Raw genomic sequence first — 20,001 nt, 5'->3', positions numbered from 1 at the left:
AATCTCTAAATCTCAAATCTGAATCAAATGAAATCCACCATATTCAAAAACTTCAATGAAGTCATCGAAAACAAAGACATCCTGAAAATCCTCGACGACATCAAAACCGGAACGTACCGCAACGCCATCACTTACCTCCGGAAATCACTGGCCGAGAATAAAAAAGAAGCTGCAGAACGCGCCAAAAAATCCCTTCCGGCATTCACGCCATCAGCAACCTTTAAAGGCGGCAGAAAAATGCAATTCCTCACGAACTACAACGCTTTAGTGGTATTGGACATCGACAAAATCACCAAAGAAAAACTAGCCGAATGCAAAGAAAAACTCCAGAACAACGAGTTTGTATTTGCAGCCTTCACCAGTCCATCAGGAAACGGACTGAAAGTATTTGTAAAAGTGATAACCGACACAACGGAACACAAGGAAACCTTTTTAAAACTTCAGGCATATTTCGAAAACCTGCTGCAGCTCGAAATCGACAAATCCGGCAAAGACATCACCCGCCTTTGCTTCTTCTCTTACGATCCTGAACTCTACCTGAACGAAAACTCAAAAGAATTTTCGACGATTGAACCACAAAAACAACCTGAAATAAAAAAGCCTGCACCGACACCCAGCACCCATCATCCAGCACCCATCAATTACGATGCTTTGTACCAAAACGCCATCACCTTCACAGAAAAGAAATACCAGTTCGTCGAAGGCAGCCGAAACTACTTTGTATTCACCTTAGCGAATAACCTGAACAGAAAAGGAGTTCCCGAATCCCTTGCCTTAGGCTACATTCTCGCAGATTACGACTACAATACCCAGGAAGTAATGACAACCGTAAAAAGCGCATACGCAAACACCGCTGAACATGCCACTGATCAATACCAACCACCAAAAAAAAATCCAAAATTCGTGACATCTGCGAGCGTTAAAAAAAATTCAGGTGAATCATCCGTGACGACAAGCCACGATGGAACAATGACTTTAGACAAGGAAGAGGAACCCGCCCTTATCGACAAGCTCGAAAACTTCCTCAACAACCGATACAAGTTCCGGCACAACGAAGTCCTGGGTAAACTCGAATACGAAAGAGTCAACGGCAAAGTCTGGAAATACATCACCGACTTTAAAGAAAATTCAATTCTGAGAGAAATCCAGAAAGCTAAGGTCCGCTGCAGTATCAACTCCCTCCGGAACCTGCTTCATTCTGACTTCTGCGACAGATACGATCCGTTCAAAGATTATTTCGAAAATTTGGCGGAATATACGGGCGATAAAGATTACATCGAAGAATTGGCCTTAACGATTACCACTACAAAACCCGATCTCTGGAAAGAATGTTTCAAAAAGTGGTTTGTCGCCATGGTCGCCTGTGTTCTGGATGAAAAGCAAATTAATCAGACGGTAATTGTATTTTCCGGGAAACAGGGATTAGGAAAAACAACCTGGATAGAAAAGCTCATGCCTGCAGAACTTAAACAGTACATCTTCTCTGGAACCGTGAACCCCAACAACAAAGACACCCTAATCCACTTGGCAGAATGCATGCTCATCAACCTGGACGAACTCGAAAACCTGAACCGCACCGAAATCGGTTCCCTGAAAGAACTCATTACCAAAACCCATATCCGTATGAGAAAAGCCTACGGCCACAACAACGAAAACATGCCACGCCGTGCCAGCTTCGCCGGCAGCGTAAACACTGCGCAGTTCCTGAACGACACCACCGGCTCCCGCCGCTTCCTTTGCTTCGAGCTCGAAAACATCGAGTACCAACATGAAGTAGATATCAACCTGTGCTATGCTCAGGCATTAAAACTTTACAAAGACGGCTTCCGCCATTGGTTCAACCAGGAAGAAATCAAAGACATTAACGCGAACAACGAGCAGTACCCGTTAATGAGTCCCGAAGAAGAACTGTTACTTACTTGGTTTGAACCTGCAACGAGAGAAACGGCAAATGCATTCCTAAATGCGTCCCAAATAGCAGTCAGACTTGCAACCGTAGCTAACATAAATGTGACAGACGGAACTGTCAATAAATTAGGCAAAGCATTAAAGAAACATGGCTTTATCCGAATTCCTAAAAATAAAGCTTATGTTTATGCGGTTAATGTACTGGATGTTGATGAAGTTGACCGTAGAGCACGAGAAAAAGAAAAGGTTTCGCAGGTCGATTTTCAGACAGCAAAAATCCCTTACAGATTCGAAAACTGAATGCGATGCTAAAAGCACTGCGTTTCTTTCAAATGCGGGTGTAAGGGGTGTAACCATTTTTCGGCAAAAAACTTTTTTTTATTTTCTTTCAAAAAAAACATATGAATAAGATGAAATTTAAGGCAAGGTGAAACATCCATTTCCTTTGTCTGCCTTCCACTTCCTAAGATTAATAGGTAAATTTTTCACCTAAAAAATAAAAATTTTCTTTTGCTAAAATTTGCTTACACCCTTACACCCTCTTAAATGTGTATAAATTTTCACTTATTTGCATAATTGAAGATAACATCAAAATCTGCTTATATAAGTTAAAATCAACCCTGAACATTTGTGCATTCTGTAAAAAATGTCACTGTAGCGACAGTGTAAATATTATAAATTTTAATACTAAATTTGCAATTAGCGGACAAAAGTTTAGTATTTGCTAAATCCCATAAAGAAATAATGATTATAAAAAATAAAAAAGTTGAAGGAATCATAGCTGAGATCATAGATCAGTATGCTTATGCTGACAACTCAGATAGACCTTGGATTATTGGTTTCAGCGGAGGAAAAGATTCTACCGTTTTGCTAATGCTCGTGTGGATTGCCCTACAAAGAATTAGAGAGGAAATGCCTTTTCCTTATCAATTAAGGAGAAAGGTCTACGTAGTTTGTAATGATACAATGGTGGAAAATCCAATTATTTCAAATTATGTAGAAGATGTTTTGGCCAAAATTTCAGAAGCAGCGAGGGAGCAGGATTTGCCAATATTTGTTCAAAAAACAACTCCTAAGCTTGAAGAAACTTTTTGGACAAACGTTATAGGAAAGGGATATCCAGTCCCAAATAATGCTTTTAGATGGTGTACTGATAAACTGAAGATTAAGCCTACGTCAAGCTTTTTGCTGGAGCAGGTTGATGAAAAAGGGGAAGCTATAGTTCTATTGGGCACCCGTTACGATGAAAGTGCAACCCGAGAACGCTCTATCAGAAAACACGAAGTTACTGGTAGCAGATTATCGAAACATCAAACTACAGTTAATACGTATGTTTATGCTCCGATAAAAGAAATGATTGTTGATGAAATCTGGTACATCATTAATGCGGTACCATCTCCATGGGGATTTGATAATTCCATTCTTTTCAAAATTTATGCTGATGCTAGTGCTGACGATTATGAATGTCCGACAGTAGTCGTGAATAAAGAACATAATTCATGCGGGCAGAGCCGGTTTGGATGTTGGACTTGTACAGTGGTGAAGAATGATAAATCAATGTCATCATTAGTAAACAACGGCCAAAATTGGATGGAACCTTTGCTTGCTTTCAGAAACAGATTGGTCGAAGGTAGAAATATCTCAGAAAATCGTTCAGATACAAGAAGAAATGGTCAGGAGGCCGTTAGAGATGATGGCACTTTTAACGGAAACTACACCGTTGGATACCGTTATCAAATATTAAAAGATCTTTTATTAGTTCAAAAGGAGATCCAAAAAGAGCGCCCCCATATTACGTTAATAAACAATCAGGAATTAATTGCAATTCAGGTAACCTGGAATCGGGATGGTTATTTCGACCATACAGTTGGTGAGTTATACAAAGAAATTTATAATAAAGATATCAGCACAAATAACATTAAATCCCTGGATGACACCGAACGAAGAATATTAAGAGATGTGTGCGACGAAGAGCCAGGATATTATCACCTCATTGACAACCTGATATCTTTACAGGAAACCAAAACATTGATGATCTCAAAATATGGGCTTCATAACGATGTGGAGAAAAGAATTGAAAGTTTTGTAAATGAACAGGAGTTATGAAAATAAATAAAATTAAATTTCAGAATTTCAGAATTTATAAAGGAGAAAACGAGATCATATTTTCCCCCAATCCTTCCAAAAACATCAGCATTATCGCTGGTAAGAATGGTTTTGGAAAGACTACTTTTTTGACTTCTTTGATCTGGGTATTTTATGGGAAAATGATGAACGAGGTTGAGGATAAATATAAAAAAGACATCAAGAACGCCGGTGGATACGATAAGTTTATCAAAACACTTCTAAACAGAGAAGTAAGAACAGACTATGAAAATCATGTTAAAACAAATCCAGTTTTTTCAGTAGAAATTGAATTAAAAGATATACTCATCCCATCCATTCCCTGTAAGTCAGTGGTCATCAAAAGATCGTATGATTTAAGAACAGATACGGAAGATTTAAAAATTACCATTGATGGTTTAGAAAATGAATTAACAAAAGAAGTTGGTTTTGAGGTTTTCATTAATGACTTCATACTGCCCCGTGAAATTGCTAAATTTTTCTTTTTTGATGCTGAAAAAATTGTTTCACTTGCAGAAGCAAAATCAAAATCTGAATTAAGAAATTTAAGCAAAGCATATTCAGAGGTTTTGGGAATTAAGAAATACGAAGATTTGCGCAAGAATCTAGAAACATTGCTTTCTAAATTGAGAAGAAGTGGTGCTTCTCCCGTACAACAGACCAAGTTATTTGAGCTCACAGAAGCCGAAGCCGAATTAAGTGGTTTATTGGAAATCAATCAAGATCGACAAGCTAATCTTGACCGGGAAATTTCCAATCATAAATTAAATAGTGATGCCATTCAGGAAAAATTAATTCGTGAAGGGAATGGAATTACCCTGGAGGAACTTCAAAAAATGAAGTCCGAGAGAGATCATTTAAAGCATGAATCTACCGAAATAAAAAGCAAGCTGAAAAAACTAATGGACATTGCTCCTTTAGTGATCGCAGGTAAAAAACTATTGCAGTTAAAAAATCAGCTTGTTTTTGAACAAGCTGCCAATAATAATTCAGCAGATAAGACGATGCTTTTTGCAGAATTAACTTCATTTTCTTCCCTATTATTAAAGAAATTAGAATCGCTCAATTTAGACCATACAGCACAATCTCAGGTAGAAAAGGCACTAGAACAGATCATATCAGAAAAAAAATCTGGCAGTATTCCGGGCAAAACCGAGAAAGTGCTCTTAGACTATACCGCAGAACAATACCGCAATTTTGAAGCTGTTTACAATAATATAAAAGGTGCATTTTCCAGCCAGTTTAATGCAGTAGTTCAGGAGGAAAAAAACAACAGAATTTATGCCTCGAAAGTGTACCAGCAGATCAGGCAGGCTGAAGCAAGGAAAGATAATCCTTTGGCCCAAAAATTACGGGAGGAAAAAATAGAAACAGACGAAAAAATTAATGCTTTAACCCTTAGCAAAGGAAAACTTATGGAGGAATATGAAGGATTAAGTACCCGATTATCTTCAATGAGAAAAGTGTTGTCTGAGTTTGAAAAGAATTTCAAACTGGTTAAAACTGATCAGAAGAAATTTGAGGTAACAGAAAAACTTTTGGTAAAAATCAATACAATTATTCAGAAAATTAAAGAGGATAAGAAGTTTGCTTTGCAAAAATCCATTATGTTGGGTCTTAAAAAGATCATGCACAAAGACGACTTTATTTATAATGTCCGGGTAAATGTTGTAGATGATGTGATGGATATTGATCTCTTAGGCAAAAATGACGAGATCATTGATAAAGATTCATTATCCAAAGGGGAACAGCAACTGTATGCTACTGCTTTACTGAAAGCTTTGGTGGATGTATCAGGTATTAAATTCCCGGTCTTTATAGACAGCCCTCTACAGAAGTTTGATAAATACCATTCTAAAAATATTATCAAAGAATTCTATCCTGCCATTTCAGAGCAGGTTGTTCTATTCCCTCTTTTGGAAAAAGAACTGTCTGAATTGGAATATGAATATTTAAAACCAAATGTAAATAAGGTTTTTGTCATTGAAAATTATAATGGTGGCTCTAGCTTTACACCGTACCCGGTTGATCAGTTATTTACTCACTTAAAACAGGAGCAAGATGTTTACGCAAATTAAAACGAGCAAAGAAAATAAAGAAATTGTTTCATTGTTGACTCGTAAACTGGGATTGGGAACAGAGAATGTCATTGCAAGAATTGCTTTTACATACTCCTTATCTCAAGATAAAAAACTAAATCTAAACGATATCCAAGATGCAGGTGGAAAAGAATATTCCAAATCTGTTCTGTTTGGTGATTATTACGATATCTATTTAGGCTTGCTTTGCGTACATTATGGGCTATATAAGACTGATAAAGATATTGGCAGATATATTAAAATGCATGTTGACGATGGTTTGCAACTTTTGAATTATGAAGTTAATGAGCGTTCAAATATTGATGGATTTGATTTTTTAACTGAAAAAATAGATATTGGTTTTAACAAAATATTTTAAAAACAAATTAAATGGATCAATTAGAATACCCATATTTCAATGGTAAAATACCTGTTGAAAATCTGATTCTTGATAATGAAAATCCACGATTACCTGATTACATCCAAGGTAAAGATGAAAGTGAGATTATAAGTCATATGTTAATTGAGGAGTCAACATTAGAACTAATGCAGGCAATTGGTCAAAAAGGCTTTTTCCCTGGTGAACAATTATTAGTTGTTCCTATTGGTGATGATAAGTATAAAGTAATTGAGGGAAATCGTAGGCTTACTGCTGTTAAATTATTAAATAATCCAGAATTAGCAACAGTACAGCGAAGTCTAGTTGATAAAATTAGAACTAGTATTAATATAACTTTACCAATTTCCTTTTTGCCATGTATGGTATTTGAAAAAGACGAAAATATTCATGACTATTTAGGATATAGACACGTTACTGGAATACAACCTTGGAATTTGAGACAAAAAGCGAAATACGTTTCGTATTTAAGAGAAAAAAATTACTCTGAATTATCTCTAGATCAAGCCAGTAATGAATTAAGAAAAATAATAGGTAGTAAAAAAGATTATGTAAAAAGATTATTGACAGGACACAAAATATATACATTAATAAGAGATAATGCTTTTTTTAAAATAAAGGGACTTGATGAAGAAGGACTTTATTTTTCATATATAGCTGATAGTCTGTCTAGGTCAAATATTTCGAATTACCTAAATGTTGATTTAGACTTAAACGATCCAATTGAAAAAATTAATTTGGAATCTTTAAAAAACTGGACATCATGGCTTTTCGAACCAATTGATGGTAGTGATAAGTATTTAAAAAGCACTAGATTAAAAGGTAAAAGCCAAGATTTGAATATGTTAAATTCCATTTTGGGTAATGAAAAAGCCAAAAAAGAGTTTATAGTAAATAATGCAACATTAGAGGAAGCACACACCTATACAGGAGAAGAAGATAATTTATTTACCAATTCCATCGCAGAATCATTGATGAGTCTAAAAAAAGCAAATAGTTTAATTTATAAAATAGATGAATTTTATCCTTCACTTGATGATGATTTAAGAGAAATAATAAAAGTAGCTAGAACTATTAAATCAGTTAAAGATGAATTAATCAAAAACGAATTCGATGGCGATGAGTTTGGAAGATAAAATATCAGAACAATTTGATGGTTTCACCATTAAAGCACCAGATCCTAAAAAAGACCATCCTTGGCATTTGGAACATTTGCATGCTGATTTTGTAGAGTTAAGAGCATTGTTGTGGGACAAAAATTCTTTTTTAACATTACAAGATGCAATAACATTTTATAAAGATTTTGAATTTAGTATAAATTTTGAGGAAACACATTCGATTGAAGATATGACTTCAAGTTCTGTATCTGAAAAAAATGATAAGTGGGTATCTAAATTTAAAGAAATCTTCGGAGTAATTGAAGAAAGATATTTGATTTATGAAGATTCTTATCCTTTTGAGATTGATGGGTTGAAAATAAAGCTAAAAGAAAGTTTAAACGATGTTAATAAACTCTACTTATATCTGTTAATTTCTTCTAATTTGAATAATTTCAGCAAGTTAGAAAATGTCTTGACCACTGAATTTGAAACACTTTCCAAATTGACTTTAGAAAGTTTCTTTCCTGGAATGACGGTAGAAGAGTTCGGTCAAAATTCTGAATATAAAGGAAACACCATAAATAAAATTAAAGCATTATCAACAAAACTAAAAGTTAAAAGTAGAATAACTGAAATTGAACAAATTACAAAAATTGCAAATAAAGAAAAAGGATTAGATATAATTGGCTGGCAAAATTTTAGGGATAATATATCAAATATGTTAGTTATTTTAGGCCAATGTGCATGTGGTAAAAATTGGGTAAACAAAAGAGGTGACACTGGAGATTATGAGGATTCATATTTAGATTTCCATAGATTAAAACCTATTCATGCCATGTTTATACCATATGGATTAATAAGATACTCTGACACCTTATTTCAATCAGATAATACTAATGGTAGATTACTTTTTGAGAGAAAAAGGATTCTTGATGTCTTGATTCCTAAAATAAATATTATTAAAGATATAGAATCATTCAAAATAGTTGAAAAATGTATTGATTTTGACGAAGTTGAAATTTAATACTAAAAAAATTATTTATATTATAAATACATTTCAAAGCGAAGTTTTAAAACTTCGCTTTTTAGTTTACAGGAATATACTTTTCTTTACAATACTCATCAATTTCAGTATCATTCAAAAAATAGCTATCGCAAAATTCATCAAGCTCTTTTTCTGTAGATTTGTAATATTTATCGCTTGCTGTCATCAATTTTTCAACCTGCTCTATAAATTTTTCAAAATCTTTATTGATTTTGCATAACTTATCAATTGTTTTGAAATCAAGATCTTTATATTTTGCAGGAAACAAAATTTTACTTTCATATGGATTGGCTTTCAATTCAATTATACCAATTCCGAACGATTGATTTAATCTTTCCATTTCCTCATTCAAACTATCACTAATTTCAAATGCTACAAGATATCCATAATTAGCCCAACTAGAATTTGAAACTGCTTGAAAAAATGTTTTCTTTAGTTCGTAATCTGAATTTATTTCTCTTTTTATTTCGTATGAGGATATTTTAAAAATGTCAAGTTTATTGATAGCTTTTAAAAAAGTTTGATTAATTTTTGAATGAAGATTCAGAAATTGTATCCCTACAACGTCTGGATGAATCCACTTTTGATGATTATCTTTGGAGTTTAATGATTGTTCATGAAAAATAGTTTTAGAATAAATATCTGTGTTCTTTAAAAAACTGCTCAACAGTTTATGTAAATCCCGTTCTTGGTATTCATTTTTTTTTGGCTTTATTTTATCAACATCCAAATCTAACTGATCGATTAAGACTGTCTTTTCTATTTTAGTAAGATAATACTTATAGGTTTGTCCGGAGACCTTAGTTCTTTTAATTCGCGAATCACCATTCTTAATAAACTCGCCTAACATTGCTGATACTAATGCAGCAGGGCTTTTTGCGCCAAATTCATAATACCCTTTTGTTACAATGTGATTGTAAACTTCAGCAGCATTTGCAAGATTATTTATGTCTTCCAAACTCTTTAATATTGATTCTTTGATAGTCATTACACGGTAATTAATTTATATTAACAACAAGCTGTCTAAGTCAGTTATATTCTATTTTGATTGAGAAGCTCCCAAAAAGCCTTGTCCTTTATCAAAATCGGTGCAGAACCTGCCAAGTTTACAATACTTTGGTGTTTCTCTAACCCCTTGATCGTTTTTATTAAACTTTCTTTTTCATATTTGTTATCCAGTGAAAATAAGGACTCAACTTCCTTCATTTTAATTTCATTCACACGATGAATAACCCACGTAAGAATGTAATTAGAGTACTCATTTTCACCTGTCGCAAAATGATTCAAGAATTGCGTTGAAAGAATCGTTCCGACACCAAATTCTCTTCCTTCCTTTAATATTTTGCGGATAGAGTGGAAGTTTTTACTTAGGAAGTTGTCGGCTTCATCTACCAAAATCATTTTCTTAATCTCGCGCGTACTACCATTGATCTTGCTGTGACCATGTCTTTGCATTTGAGAATAGAATGCATCTAAGGTAATAGCGACAATCAGATTCTGAATCGACTCATCATAACCGGATAAATTAATCACCACAACACCTTCAATCAATGAATACAATGACTGTGCTTTGGCCGCATCAGGTTCGAAAATCTCGAATTCGGAAAGATTGGAAATAGCAGCGTACAAACTGTCTTGTGAGTTTTTTTCGCTGCTCAAATAAATATCGCACACATCTCCTAATGTTGGTGGTGTTCGTGTCCAGGAATCTTTATTTGCCTTTGTGATGCCTTTGTCTTCATATGCTTCAACGATAACATCCCTCAACCGCTGTTTTTGAACGTTTCCTAAATTGAAAGCATTTGCAATGGTTTCCTTAAGATCGTTAGCCGTGTGAAGTGGCAACATTGGTTTTGAGTTCTGCGTGGCATCTAAAGCTAATGGATTATATGGCAAGTGATACGGGTGTAAAACCTTTGCATTGGTTTTATTTACAAAGTCTTCCTTAATGTAATCTCCCTTATAGTCAAATACCAAAATACCAAGTTTTTCATCTCCAATATTTTTGTTGGCGTGCGCATTAAGTTGGGTGATGAGCGATTTGGTAAATTGTGTTTTTCCGGTGCCCATTGTGCCAATAATACCTGTGTTGGTATGCATCACTTTGTTGGTGTTGTTGGGTTCCCAGAAAACGGTTTTAAAATTGTTTAAATCAGTTCCAAATTCTATTTCAATGCCTTCGCCCGTATTTTGAACAGCAGTGGTATCTCGCTCTGTAGTGGCAGTAACTTGATCCGCATTTGTTAGCCCCTCAATTTCAGTCTCTTTTTCCTCCTGATGAGGCTCCTGAAAAACATTTTCACCCGGTATAAAAAACTCTGTGGTGGCCGTTGAAAAGGTATTGATTAATAGTTTGCTTTTTTCAATAGTAGTCTCGGTTTCATGGAATAGATGTATGAGATCGTCAATGGATTTCACCAGAAAGTTATAACCATCTGTTTCCTGCAAATTAACACGCATAAAACCTTCCTTGATCTGAAGTTCTCTTTTATACACATCACTTCCAAAATAGATGAGTCCGAAGCTGCCCAGTGATTTATTTAATCGGTTGCTGATAGTGAAATTATTATTTAATAAATCTTTTCGGTAATCCTCGGTGATGACATTCCAGTTTTGGGTATCCCATACATGGAAAAGTTTCATCTTTTCCGCATTAGTAAGGGCAATTTTAGCAAAGAAGTTTTTGTAGAAGTCACTTAAAAAACCATCCTTATGTAAGTGTTCCCTGAGTAATTCAGCGGTGCGCTTTCCCTGATCGATTCCTTTTTTTACAATACCTAGTCCACCAATTTTTAATTCTACCGGGTACAGATGCATCAATAACGCTCCATCAAGATTCTCAAGCCCTATAAATAATAAATCATCGCTGAAGGAACCTATGGCCCCTAGATTTTTGGTAGAAAACAAACCGTCACCCATGTTCAACCCCGCATTTCCAGAAACCCTTAATATTTCCTCCAACGATATGGGGATCCAAATGATGTCTGGATGATAAAGGAAGGTTAATGACGTTTTGATTCCAGATAAAAGACTTAATTTCTCTCTCGGAAATTGATTGTGCTGACGGATTAATTTTAATAACCAGTCCCCATTAATAGCATTGAAGAAATTTATAATGTTAATAGTGTCGGTACTTGGATCAAACTTCACATTGTGTTTCTCAAGAAACTCTTTAACAACAAACTCGTACTGGCTGGTTTTACGGCTAACAGTTATTGCGTCATAGCCATTAGAGTTGTTGTATTGGTCACTATAATGAATAATAACCAAATCTTTATTCTCCTTAAAAAAATCGAGGTCAACTTTAGGGTCAATATAAGTTACCCATTGAGAATCTGAATATAGCTTTGCTAATTGTTCCTTTATTTCATAATTAATAGTAGTACAAATAGCCTTATTTCTTTCATAAGGATCTCCGTTGGTGGCAACACGCACGAAGGAATTATATAGACAAGATAGGGTAGTGAGATCATTTCTTTGTTCAGGCAAATCTTTTGTTCCAAAACCAGTTCTGTAATTTTGTACTGTGGGGGTGGAAGTTACATCAGCCATCAAACCATTAAAGGAAAGGCCGGTTTTTACTAAGCTCATATCGTCATACGATATTTCGGTCTTTGTAACATCAAACTGGTAGAACGTAATATGAGCATATTCGTATCTCTCAGTTTTCTCCGGATGCTTTTTAGTGTAAAATTTGACACGTTCTAGAAAAGCGTTTAATAAATCTTCTCTTTCAAAATTTTTTGTCTTCAGATCCAGTTCCAAGTGTTTTTCAACGTCGTCAACTTTCTCGTAAAAGGTAAGTTCTTCAAATTTATTTACTAATTTTTCCGAACCGTAGATATTTACTTCAATGGGAAGTAAATCAGTCATACGTTTACTTAAATTGGCGTTAAGAAATTTCCGGTAAAATTCAAAAATGCCTTCTACAACTTCCTTACAGTCTCCCAAATTAATAACATTAATTTTGATAGGCGCTTTTTTTGACTGATGAAAGAGAGATTCGAAATTAATTGCAAAATCCTTGATTTTATCAGTTACCAGATTTGAAACAAAACTTTTTGGTACCGCTTGCTTAGAATTCAAATAGACCGTATAATATAACCACTCTGGAGAATGACTTGATTCAATCGGAATGTATATTTCATTCGGCTTACCTTCTAAATAAGGGATTAAATTATAGGGGCTTAATCTTTTTAATACCGCATTATAAAGTTCTTCATCTTTTAAATGATTATCCAATTCAAGTTGGTAAGCTACATTAAGCGGATGCAAAGGGCTAAACTTAATTTTCTCTTCTCCATTTTGCTCTTTAACAACGCCTAACCATAACAGGTTTTTCTGTTCGTAGGTGAGTGGTTTGTTTTCTTCAAATTTTTCAAGTTGATCAATAAAGCAGTTCACATAGGCAAGAGACAGTTCCTTCAATTCGGTATCTAAAAATACTAAACTAGGTTGTGTTTTTTTATCTTTATAATAATTCCTTAAGTTATTGAATGCATTTTTTATATCAGTATTCAATTTCAACTCTCGATTAGAAATTGAATTGTCGTTTCCTAAAAACCATGAATATCCTTCAGAATTTATAATCTGATCTTCCTGTATTAAATTGTTTCTAAATTCTCCACTTACTGTTTTTTCATTATTTTTAAATAATAATTTAATGATGGATCCTTCTTTTAAATATTTAAAATTACGTTGGTGAATTCTTTTTTCTTTCCACACATCAAGCCCCGAAATTGGTTTGGGCATTTCAAAATCAGTTTTTATGGCGATGGGTACTAAAATATCGAACAGCTCAATCTTAAAATGAATCAAATCCTCTTGGGCAAGTGAATAATCATAGTTTACAATGAGTTGTTGATCCTCTCCCAATTTAAAATGTGAATCAATAGCTAATATTTCTTCAACAATGGTTTCCGCAATAGGATTGAAAATTAATGCTTCACTCTCCTTAATTTGAAGGTACGATTTAGAGTTCTGGACATTTAAATGAAAATTGCCCTCGAATTGTGATAAGACATTCGAATCGAACGGCAGATGAAGTACTTTGATTAAATACCTTTTATCTGTTTCAGAATCGCGATATTCAATTAAACTGAAGAGCTTGTCGGAATCAAATTCTTTAAATTCAATAATGATATTGTATCCGCTGGCTACAGCATTTATTTTGTCGGAACCTTGTTTTATGTTGATGCCTTCATTCCTGATGAATTGATCATATTTTAATTTTACTTTAAAAGGAAGTTCTAGTGATGGATTAAAAACGATGAGATTTACATTTCTTTTCTTCGATACAGAATCGCCATCCGTTTTGTACCAAAGCGTTTGTAGTAAATTCTCACCTTCGATAGATTGGAATACAGGTGGTGCCTTTTCTTTCTCCTTATCCATCCATTTTACAAGCTGGGCATAATCGATATCATGCCAATCTTCCTTCGTAATTTTTGCTAATGCCGAACTTGGTAAATCTTGTTCTAGGTCTGTAGCTGGATTGCCATTTGTAAAGATATTTTCAAACCTATCATACAAATTGAAATTACCTGTGAGGTCAGTGGTAAGATCTCCGGTTTTGGTACTTAATTCTTGATGAGGAAAAAGACCTAAATATCTATAGTCTGCTTGTTCAATACTGCCTTTTTGCAATGCATTGATTACCTGTTCATAATCAAATATTGAATTATTGTCTTCTACGACACTTTTGGTCTTTCTCTCTAAAACCTTTTTGAGGATATTTCTTTCGTAAGATTTCAATGAAGTGCTCCTCTCAATATCTTGCTCTATTCTATCTTTAAATCTACTATAGTGTAAAGGCATTCCCTCTTTAATCAAACTCCCGCTACCTCCCAATAAACTATCCAATTTACCACTAAACAATATTAATATTGCGGTACCATAAAAAATATCATTCTGATCAGCAACTTTATTTCTTAACATAGTGAGGTAATCCTCAGATGCTAAGGTGCTTGATGCAATGATTAACTTAGTGCTACCAATTATAAGGTAGAAAGTATTATATACTTCGCCACCTTCCGGATGGGTATAAGAAAAAGAGTGAGCTGATGTTTCCGGAATCGTTTTCAATGCTTCATAAAGCATTTCAATATTTTCTTTGTCTTCAAGATAAAGATTAAATCGATCTCCATACAGGATTTGCTGTAATGAGAAATATTCGACAATTAGATTCGAAACATAACTATATAGTTGACTTGACGTATTGTGCATCTCCGCTATCACTTTTTTTCTCAATTAAATTTATTTTTTCAAATAGTTTGATGATTTCCAGTTTACTGGTTTCATCAAACAGAACTCCTCTCTCCCTTAATCTGTCCCACAGTAATTTTAATCTGATTTTATCTTCATTTCCAATGCATAAGCGGGTTAGAAATAGTAAAAGTTCTTGTGACAGCACCGTAGTATGACCCAATCGCCCTCTGTTTTTTGTATAATTTACCTTTACAAAATGGGAGTACCATTTTGAATAATCGCTATAAGGTTTGCTTCTGGGTGAGTTTTCGAACTGGTATCTTATTTTGAACCATAGTGCATAAACGGCTTTTAGTATATCATCCTCAAGTTTGGTAAAATATAAATCCATGTTTAATAAGTACTCGCAATGTTCCCAATTCTTCCCAGTGTCAAAAACCGTGATATTTTTTGTGTAAAAATTACTGACTTCATCTAAACATCTTTTGAATTCCTGCTGCTCCATCAGGTCCAAACTATCATAAATCATTTTGATATTGTGATAATCTTTTAATGGTATTCCATCCACCTGCACATAATTCAATAATTCCAAAGTATTGACATGGGCAAAAATAGAGTGTGAATATTTATTAAGATGTTTCCAGCCAATAGTATGACTTGAAAGTCTTGATTCCGAAAGGGTTTCCCAATCCATTGTAAAGTTAATAGGCCTTACTTTTGGAGAACTGCTTCCAAAATCATTAAAAATAATCATTACTTGGCTCAGGTAGTGAAAGTAATAATATTTAAAGAAGTCTTCGGAATGTTTTAAGAGCAGAGAATCATTATTCTTTAAAAATTTAAAATCATTAACAAATTGTTGCTTGATCTCCGCAAATAAATTATGATAAGATCTACCATCCGATATTGTCTGCGCTGTCGAGAGCTCTGGTAAACTTTGAAGCATTAACTGATTTAACAAATTCTCATCACTGTCATCTGCCTTTAAGTCTTCAGCACTAAAATCTTCTTTCATAAACAAATCGAAGATATATCTTGCCACATCTTTGATTGCTTTATGGGAATTGATAAAATTCATATATGATAGCGTCTTAAGATTGAATTTTATAAGTCCATCGTCTTCATCAAAGAAAAGCTTGGAAAGCATGTGCGATAATTCATCTATATGCTCAGTATCAACATTACCAACTGCATTTTTTATAATAGTTTCTTTAAGCTCAATTTTTAAAGTTTCATGGTTCTTTCCTACTTCAACTTGCGATTTATTATTTAAAACTCTAAACAATTCGCCCACAATTCCTTGGAAAGATTTAAAATCTTCTCCAAATTTATCGCCGCTTGGGTTTGTTTTAAAAGGCAACAGCCTTATCTGATTACCGGTGACATGACTAAAGCTATTATTTTTAATATAATTTTTTTCAAGACTGTTTGGTCCTTCTATATTTAACTTTATATCTCTCATACCACTTGAAATTTGTAGCCGCTAAAAGCGTCTCTTGAAAATTTATAATCTACCGGTTTGCCGATATTCACTTCATCAATATACAGTGCAGCCTTGCTGTTGTTCTGTTTAATTAATATATTGACGGCATCAACAAAATATACAAAGTTGTTATGGTCTCTTTTATTAGGTCGATATCCTTTTAAAATCATTTTTAATATTTTAAACAGGCTGAAATCAACGTGTATTTTAACGAGTTCAGTACCATTATTGATTCTGAAAGTCAATGTGAATTCCTGGGTAAATTTGTGAAGAACATTATCCTGCTTCACATCCTTTTTACTTAACTCTGGTAAAACTTCAAAGTCTTTAAATACCCGATATTGTGTTTGTTTTTTTCCAACATTTATTATGACTTTATCACCTGCCTTTGGATCACCATTCCAGTTTCTCGCAGCATGTTCAACCAAGTGATATATTTCTTTGATGTACTTCGGATGATGATTGTGATAATAAAATAGCCATATTAAATATTGTTCAAAATCAGGATCTCTAAGGTATTCGTTCTTGTAGTAATTACTGAAATAGTTTAATCGCATAAATAAACCAGAAAGATCTGCACTTCCAACTTTCTTTTGAGCAAGCTTTTTTTCAATTTCTGATAAATAGTTTTGGTCTACATATTTCGAAAAAATTTCAAGCGGACGTTCAGCATTTATTAGGGTCAATAAAACGTCATCAGTACTGGCGTCTCGCAGGTTTTTAGGGTCTAAATTTTCTATTTTTTCAAATAAACTCGACAGCTCAGGATGCTCAAATAAATAATTAGGAATCAGGTTAGCTAGATAATCCGCAACATTCATTTTTTCCACAGTTTTAAAATAATCTGTTTCATTTACTGCAGAAAGGTCAACTGGAACTATAATGTCATAAACGAAATTGAGCAGGGTACGAAGCGAAACAATTTCTTTGCTCTGAATAATGGCTTTAATAATAAGCTGTGAGATAATATTTCTGTTATTCTCGCTGAATAAAAATTCATAATTGTACAGAATAGGACAAAATGAGCGCTCCGAATTAAGAAGTTTATAATCCAGATAAGCTTTGTAAATGGAGTTTTCTTCATCATTGGCAACTATTTTTTGTAGAAGCGTAGAAATTACTGGCGAAATTGCTCCATTTTCAGTTAAGGAATATAGGTGGTAGTCTGTAAAATTTACATGATGAAAATGACTTTCGCTGTCATATTCATCTTCATGTATTAAGTCTACATCAAGTATTTTATGGGATGAAATATAATCTCTCAGGATTTTAAATTCTTCTCCAAATTCCTCTATGAACTTACTTAGAGTTCCTAAATTAATTGCCAGGATGATCCTGTCTTTCGAATCCTTCAGTTGATCATCTTTAAAACCGCCTAAAAGCTTATAAAGTGTTTCATTCGAAGATTCATGAGGATTATGGGATTCCGTAGCATCATTATGTATCGCGAAGCGGCTGATGTCATCACTTAATTCATCATGTAGATAGGAAAGAATATGCGACTTCCCGTCACCTACATTTCCGCAAACAAGCAATAGTTGTGCATGATCTGCTTGACTTGCTTTGGTAATAATTGATTTTAATTTTTTTTCTACAGCTCTTTCGATATGAAGATATTTTTTAAAACCATTTAATTTTGAGTAAGTACCCTGTGCTATTGCATATTTAGATGATTCACGTAGCTTTCTTAACTCTTCAAGTAGTGGATTCTTAGTCATTTAATCTTTTTTATTTAAAAGTCTTTTAAAAGCTCAGAGATGGTGATACCAAAAGCTTTGGATATTTTTTCCACTACAAATAGTGACACATTTCTTTTTCCAGCTTCAATGCCTGGAATATAAGTACGGTCTAAGTCAGCAATTTCTGCTAATTTTTCCTGCGAGTACCCTTTAAGCAATCGCAACTCTTTAACCCTTTGTCCGAACTTTACTGAAATACCATCCATGTTACGAAGTTGTAACTTAGTAGACAATTGTACAACCGACAATAGTCTACTTTTGCATTTAAATGCACTTTAAAATGTATTTTTCATATTGATTCACCCTACAATTTGTAATATAAAAACATATTATGATGATAAATAAAGAATATTTGAATAATTGAATAACTGTAATAAATAAAACTGAACTCTACTACGAAAAAACGAATCCCCGCCTTGCCACAGCAAATAACATAATTGCAATTATAGTCAATTTGCCATCGCAAACCGTTGCCCTCCACTCCGCTGCGCTGCGTTACGTGCAAACCAGCACCATTATCACCTATAATTGAAAATTATGCTAAATGCTTTCCTTTTGTCTGGGCGAAGCCCACACAAGCCACCGCCTTCCAGCCGCCAGGATAGTTATAATTTAGAAGACTCTTTCGCCAATCCACCGCGCTACCCGGAAAATACAGTTCCAAAAACCCCATGTACCTGCAGTCCATAGCCTGCTTTTTTCAGCGGAAAGTATAGTGGCAGGCTATGCACATCGGCACCGCGCACAGCAGTATTCCGGGCAACAAAAAAATGCGTAGGCCGTCGCTTTCCCTTTGCCCCCTTCCAGCACCATCACGCATTTTTTCCATTGCCCTCCATACCGCTGTCTTTCCAGCCCCTTTAGTATTTGTTTATCGAAATGGAGTTGCCAGCGCTTTCCCATGTTCCTCCAGCACATAGCCGGCTTCCACTTCACGGACGTGCCCGGCCGTTCCGTTACAGCCGTCTATACGCTTCCGTCACCGCGCACAGCAGTATGCCGGTATACCGGGATTTGTCTATTGAATTTTAGCTCCGGCACACCGTCATACAGCTATCTTTTCCATCGCTTTTTCTTTCCTTGAAAGTCGGTTATAAAAGCAATCTATTCCTTGCCCGAAGACCCGAAAAACTCCCAGATCGAAGACTCGCTACAACAATTTGTCCCGTACCGTTCGTCAATAAACTGCTTTGTTTCAGCGGAAAAGTGTAGTGGTAGTTTATTCACTATCGTTACCGCGCACAGCAGTATGCCGCTGCTGCGAGCCCTCGCATCGGCATACCGCTGTCTTTCCCTCCGCTGAAGGGATTTAGTAAAATAGCGCTTCGAATTCCCTGAGTTTTATAATAAGCAAAACTCCTACTGCACCAATCGATAAACCCGGATAAGAAAAAATAAAAAAAAAGAAAGTAAAGGTATACCGTCGGAAAAATGCCCTGACAATATCTCGCCCTGCCGGGTTTTTTGCAAAAAAGTTGGCCGTGAAAAATGATACGGCAATCTTTTTTGCAAAAAAATATTGCATAGCATTTTTCCTCCCGAAGGGTAGAGCACTTTCTTTTTTTTCTTTTTTTCTTTTGAATAGTATTCAGAAGAGCAAATTTTTTAAAACAAAAGTTATGCTTACCAACAAAGTACGGACGTACTCAGTCCACCGCCCAGCCCCGGAAACGGCTGTTTTTATTCTGAATCGTGGCCACAATGCCGGAAAACCTTTGCGTGAACCTTGCCCGAACTGCTTCATCATCTACTGCGGCAACCAGGAAGAACTCGAAACCGCTTACTGGACCTGTTATGCCCTCTGGAAAAACGGATTCTTTCATCCTTAACTCTGAGGGAGCGTCATCGAAATGCTCCGTCTACTTGAGCCGACGAAGCTGCCGCCGAACTATATCTAGACTGGCATCGAAAAAGCCATCC

The 20,001-nt window shown here is 34.8% G+C and carries 13 protein-coding genes; 7 read left to right on the top strand and 6 right to left on the bottom strand.

Annotated features, from left to right (window positions below; all coding sequences use genetic code 11):
* The first annotated feature begins 27 nt into the window (after nucleotides 1-27).
* The 6 genes from CDW55_RS05285 (at nucleotide 28) to CDW55_RS05260 (ending at nucleotide 8,631) form a co-directional block, all read left to right on the top strand.
* Complete coding sequence (locus CDW55_RS05285; RefSeq protein ID WP_088468733.1) at nucleotides 28-2,208, top strand: VapE domain-containing protein; 2,181 nt, start codon at nucleotides 28-30, stop codon at nucleotides 2,206-2,208.
* Nucleotides 2,209-2,652: 444 nt separating this feature from the next.
* A complete protein-coding gene (gene dndC / locus CDW55_RS05280) occupies nucleotides 2,653-4,014 on the top strand; it encodes a DNA phosphorothioation system sulfurtransferase DndC (protein ID WP_179285911.1) in 1,362 nt (453 codons plus the stop codon).
* A complete protein-coding gene (gene dndD, locus CDW55_RS05275) occupies nucleotides 4,011-6,110 on the top strand; it encodes a DNA sulfur modification protein DndD (RefSeq protein WP_088468732.1) in 2,100 nt (699 codons plus the stop codon). The genes dndC and dndD overlap by 4 nt, the downstream gene beginning before the upstream one ends.
* Entirely contained in the window at nucleotides 6,094-6,489 is a 396-nt protein-coding gene (locus tag CDW55_RS05270) for a DndE family protein (protein WP_088468731.1), read from the top strand. Before dndD ends, CDW55_RS05270 begins: the two co-directional genes overlap by 17 nt.
* Nucleotides 6,490-6,500: 11 nt before the next feature.
* Nucleotides 6,501-7,643 carry a ParB/Srx family N-terminal domain-containing protein gene (locus CDW55_RS05265; RefSeq protein ID WP_088468730.1) on the top strand — a complete coding sequence of 381 codons (1,143 nt, stop codon included), beginning with the start codon at nucleotides 6,501-6,503 and terminating at the stop codon, nucleotides 7,641-7,643.
* Complete coding sequence (locus CDW55_RS05260) at nucleotides 7,627-8,631, top strand: hypothetical protein (RefSeq protein WP_088468729.1); 1,005 nt, start codon at nucleotides 7,627-7,629, stop codon at nucleotides 8,629-8,631. Before CDW55_RS05265 ends, CDW55_RS05260 begins: the two co-directional genes overlap by 17 nt.
* A 61-nt stretch (nucleotides 8,632-8,692) precedes the next feature.
* Here CDW55_RS05260 and CDW55_RS05255 read toward each other — a convergent pair whose 3' ends face one another.
* The 6 genes from CDW55_RS05255 to CDW55_RS12470 form a co-directional block, all read right to left on the bottom strand.
* Nucleotides 8,693-9,640, bottom strand: coding sequence for a hypothetical protein (locus tag CDW55_RS05255; RefSeq protein ID WP_088468728.1), 948 nt, complete (start codon nucleotides 9,638-9,640; stop codon nucleotides 8,693-8,695).
* 44 nt (nucleotides 9,641-9,684) lie between these two features.
* On the bottom strand, nucleotides 9,685-14,901 hold the full coding sequence (dptH, locus tag CDW55_RS05250) for a DNA phosphorothioation-dependent restriction protein DptH (RefSeq protein WP_088468727.1): 5,217 nt from the start codon (nucleotides 14,899-14,901) through the stop codon (nucleotides 9,685-9,687).
* On the bottom strand, nucleotides 14,849-16,321 hold the full coding sequence (dptG, locus tag CDW55_RS05245; RefSeq protein ID WP_088468726.1) for a DNA phosphorothioation-dependent restriction protein DptG: 1,473 nt from the start codon (nucleotides 16,319-16,321) through the stop codon (nucleotides 14,849-14,851). Before dptG ends, dptH begins: the two co-directional genes overlap by 53 nt.
* A complete protein-coding gene (dptF, locus tag CDW55_RS05240) occupies nucleotides 16,318-18,060 on the bottom strand; it encodes a DNA phosphorothioation-dependent restriction protein DptF (RefSeq protein ID WP_088468725.1) in 1,743 nt (580 codons plus the stop codon). The genes dptG and dptF overlap by 4 nt, the downstream gene beginning before the upstream one ends.
* Before the next feature lie 14 nt (nucleotides 18,061-18,074).
* On the bottom strand, nucleotides 18,075-18,287 hold the full coding sequence (locus CDW55_RS05235; RefSeq protein WP_088468724.1) for a helix-turn-helix domain-containing protein: 213 nt from the start codon (nucleotides 18,285-18,287) through the stop codon (nucleotides 18,075-18,077).
* A 329-nt stretch (nucleotides 18,288-18,616) separates the two neighbouring features.
* Nucleotides 18,617-18,769, bottom strand: a complete 153-nt coding sequence (locus CDW55_RS12470; RefSeq protein ID WP_179285910.1) for a hypothetical protein — start codon at nucleotides 18,767-18,769, stop codon at nucleotides 18,617-18,619.
* Between the two features lie 931 nt (nucleotides 18,770-19,700).
* On the opposite strand from CDW55_RS12470, the gene CDW55_RS12400 reads away from it, so the two are divergent.
* Nucleotides 19,701-19,910, top strand: a complete 210-nt coding sequence (locus CDW55_RS12400) for a DUF6943 family protein (protein ID WP_143332924.1) — start codon at nucleotides 19,701-19,703, stop codon at nucleotides 19,908-19,910.
* Nucleotides 19,911-20,001: the final 91 nt, after the last annotated feature.

The sequence above is a fragment of the Chryseobacterium sp. VAUSW3 genome (assembly GCF_002205795.1).
Classification (GTDB): domain Bacteria; phylum Bacteroidota; class Bacteroidia; order Flavobacteriales; family Weeksellaceae; genus Kaistella; species Kaistella yananensis.
Note: the sequence above shows the minus strand (reverse complement) of the source record. Positions and strands in the feature narration are given on the sequence as shown.

What these genes read in the sequence shown, in the direction of transcription:
- CDW55_RS05285 (WP_088468733.1), top strand. Translation starts at nt 28, where the DNA reads ATGAAATCCACCATATTCAAAAACTTCAATGAAGTCATCGAAAACAAA.
- CDW55_RS12400 (WP_143332924.1), top strand. Translation starts at nt 19,701, where the DNA reads ATGCTTACCAACAAAGTACGGACGTACTCAGTCCACCGCCCAGCCCCG.
- dptG (WP_088468726.1), bottom strand. Translation starts at nt 16,321, where the DNA reads ATGAGAGATATAAAGTTAAATATAGAAGGACCAAACAGTCTTGAAAAA.
- CDW55_RS05265 (WP_088468730.1), top strand. Translation starts at nt 6,501, where the DNA reads ATGGATCAATTAGAATACCCATATTTCAATGGTAAAATACCTGTTGAA.
- CDW55_RS05235 (WP_088468724.1), bottom strand. Translation starts at nt 18,287, where the DNA reads ATGGATGGTATTTCAGTAAAGTTCGGACAAAGGGTTAAAGAGTTGCGA.
- CDW55_RS05260 (WP_088468729.1), top strand. Translation starts at nt 7,627, where the DNA reads ATGAGTTTGGAAGATAAAATATCAGAACAATTTGATGGTTTCACCATT.
- dptF (WP_088468725.1), bottom strand. Translation starts at nt 18,060, where the DNA reads ATGACTAAGAATCCACTACTTGAAGAGTTAAGAAAGCTACGTGAATCA.
- CDW55_RS05255 (WP_088468728.1), bottom strand. Translation starts at nt 9,640, where the DNA reads ATGACTATCAAAGAATCAATATTAAAGAGTTTGGAAGACATAAATAAT.
- CDW55_RS05270 (WP_088468731.1), top strand. Translation starts at nt 6,094, where the DNA reads ATGTTTACGCAAATTAAAACGAGCAAAGAAAATAAAGAAATTGTTTCA.
- CDW55_RS12470 (WP_179285910.1), bottom strand. Translation starts at nt 18,769, where the DNA reads ATGGACTGCAGGTACATGGGGTTTTTGGAACTGTATTTTCCGGGTAGC.
- dndD (WP_088468732.1), top strand. Translation starts at nt 4,011, where the DNA reads ATGAAAATAAATAAAATTAAATTTCAGAATTTCAGAATTTATAAAGGA.
- dndC (WP_179285911.1), top strand. Translation starts at nt 2,653, where the DNA reads ATGATTATAAAAAATAAAAAAGTTGAAGGAATCATAGCTGAGATCATA.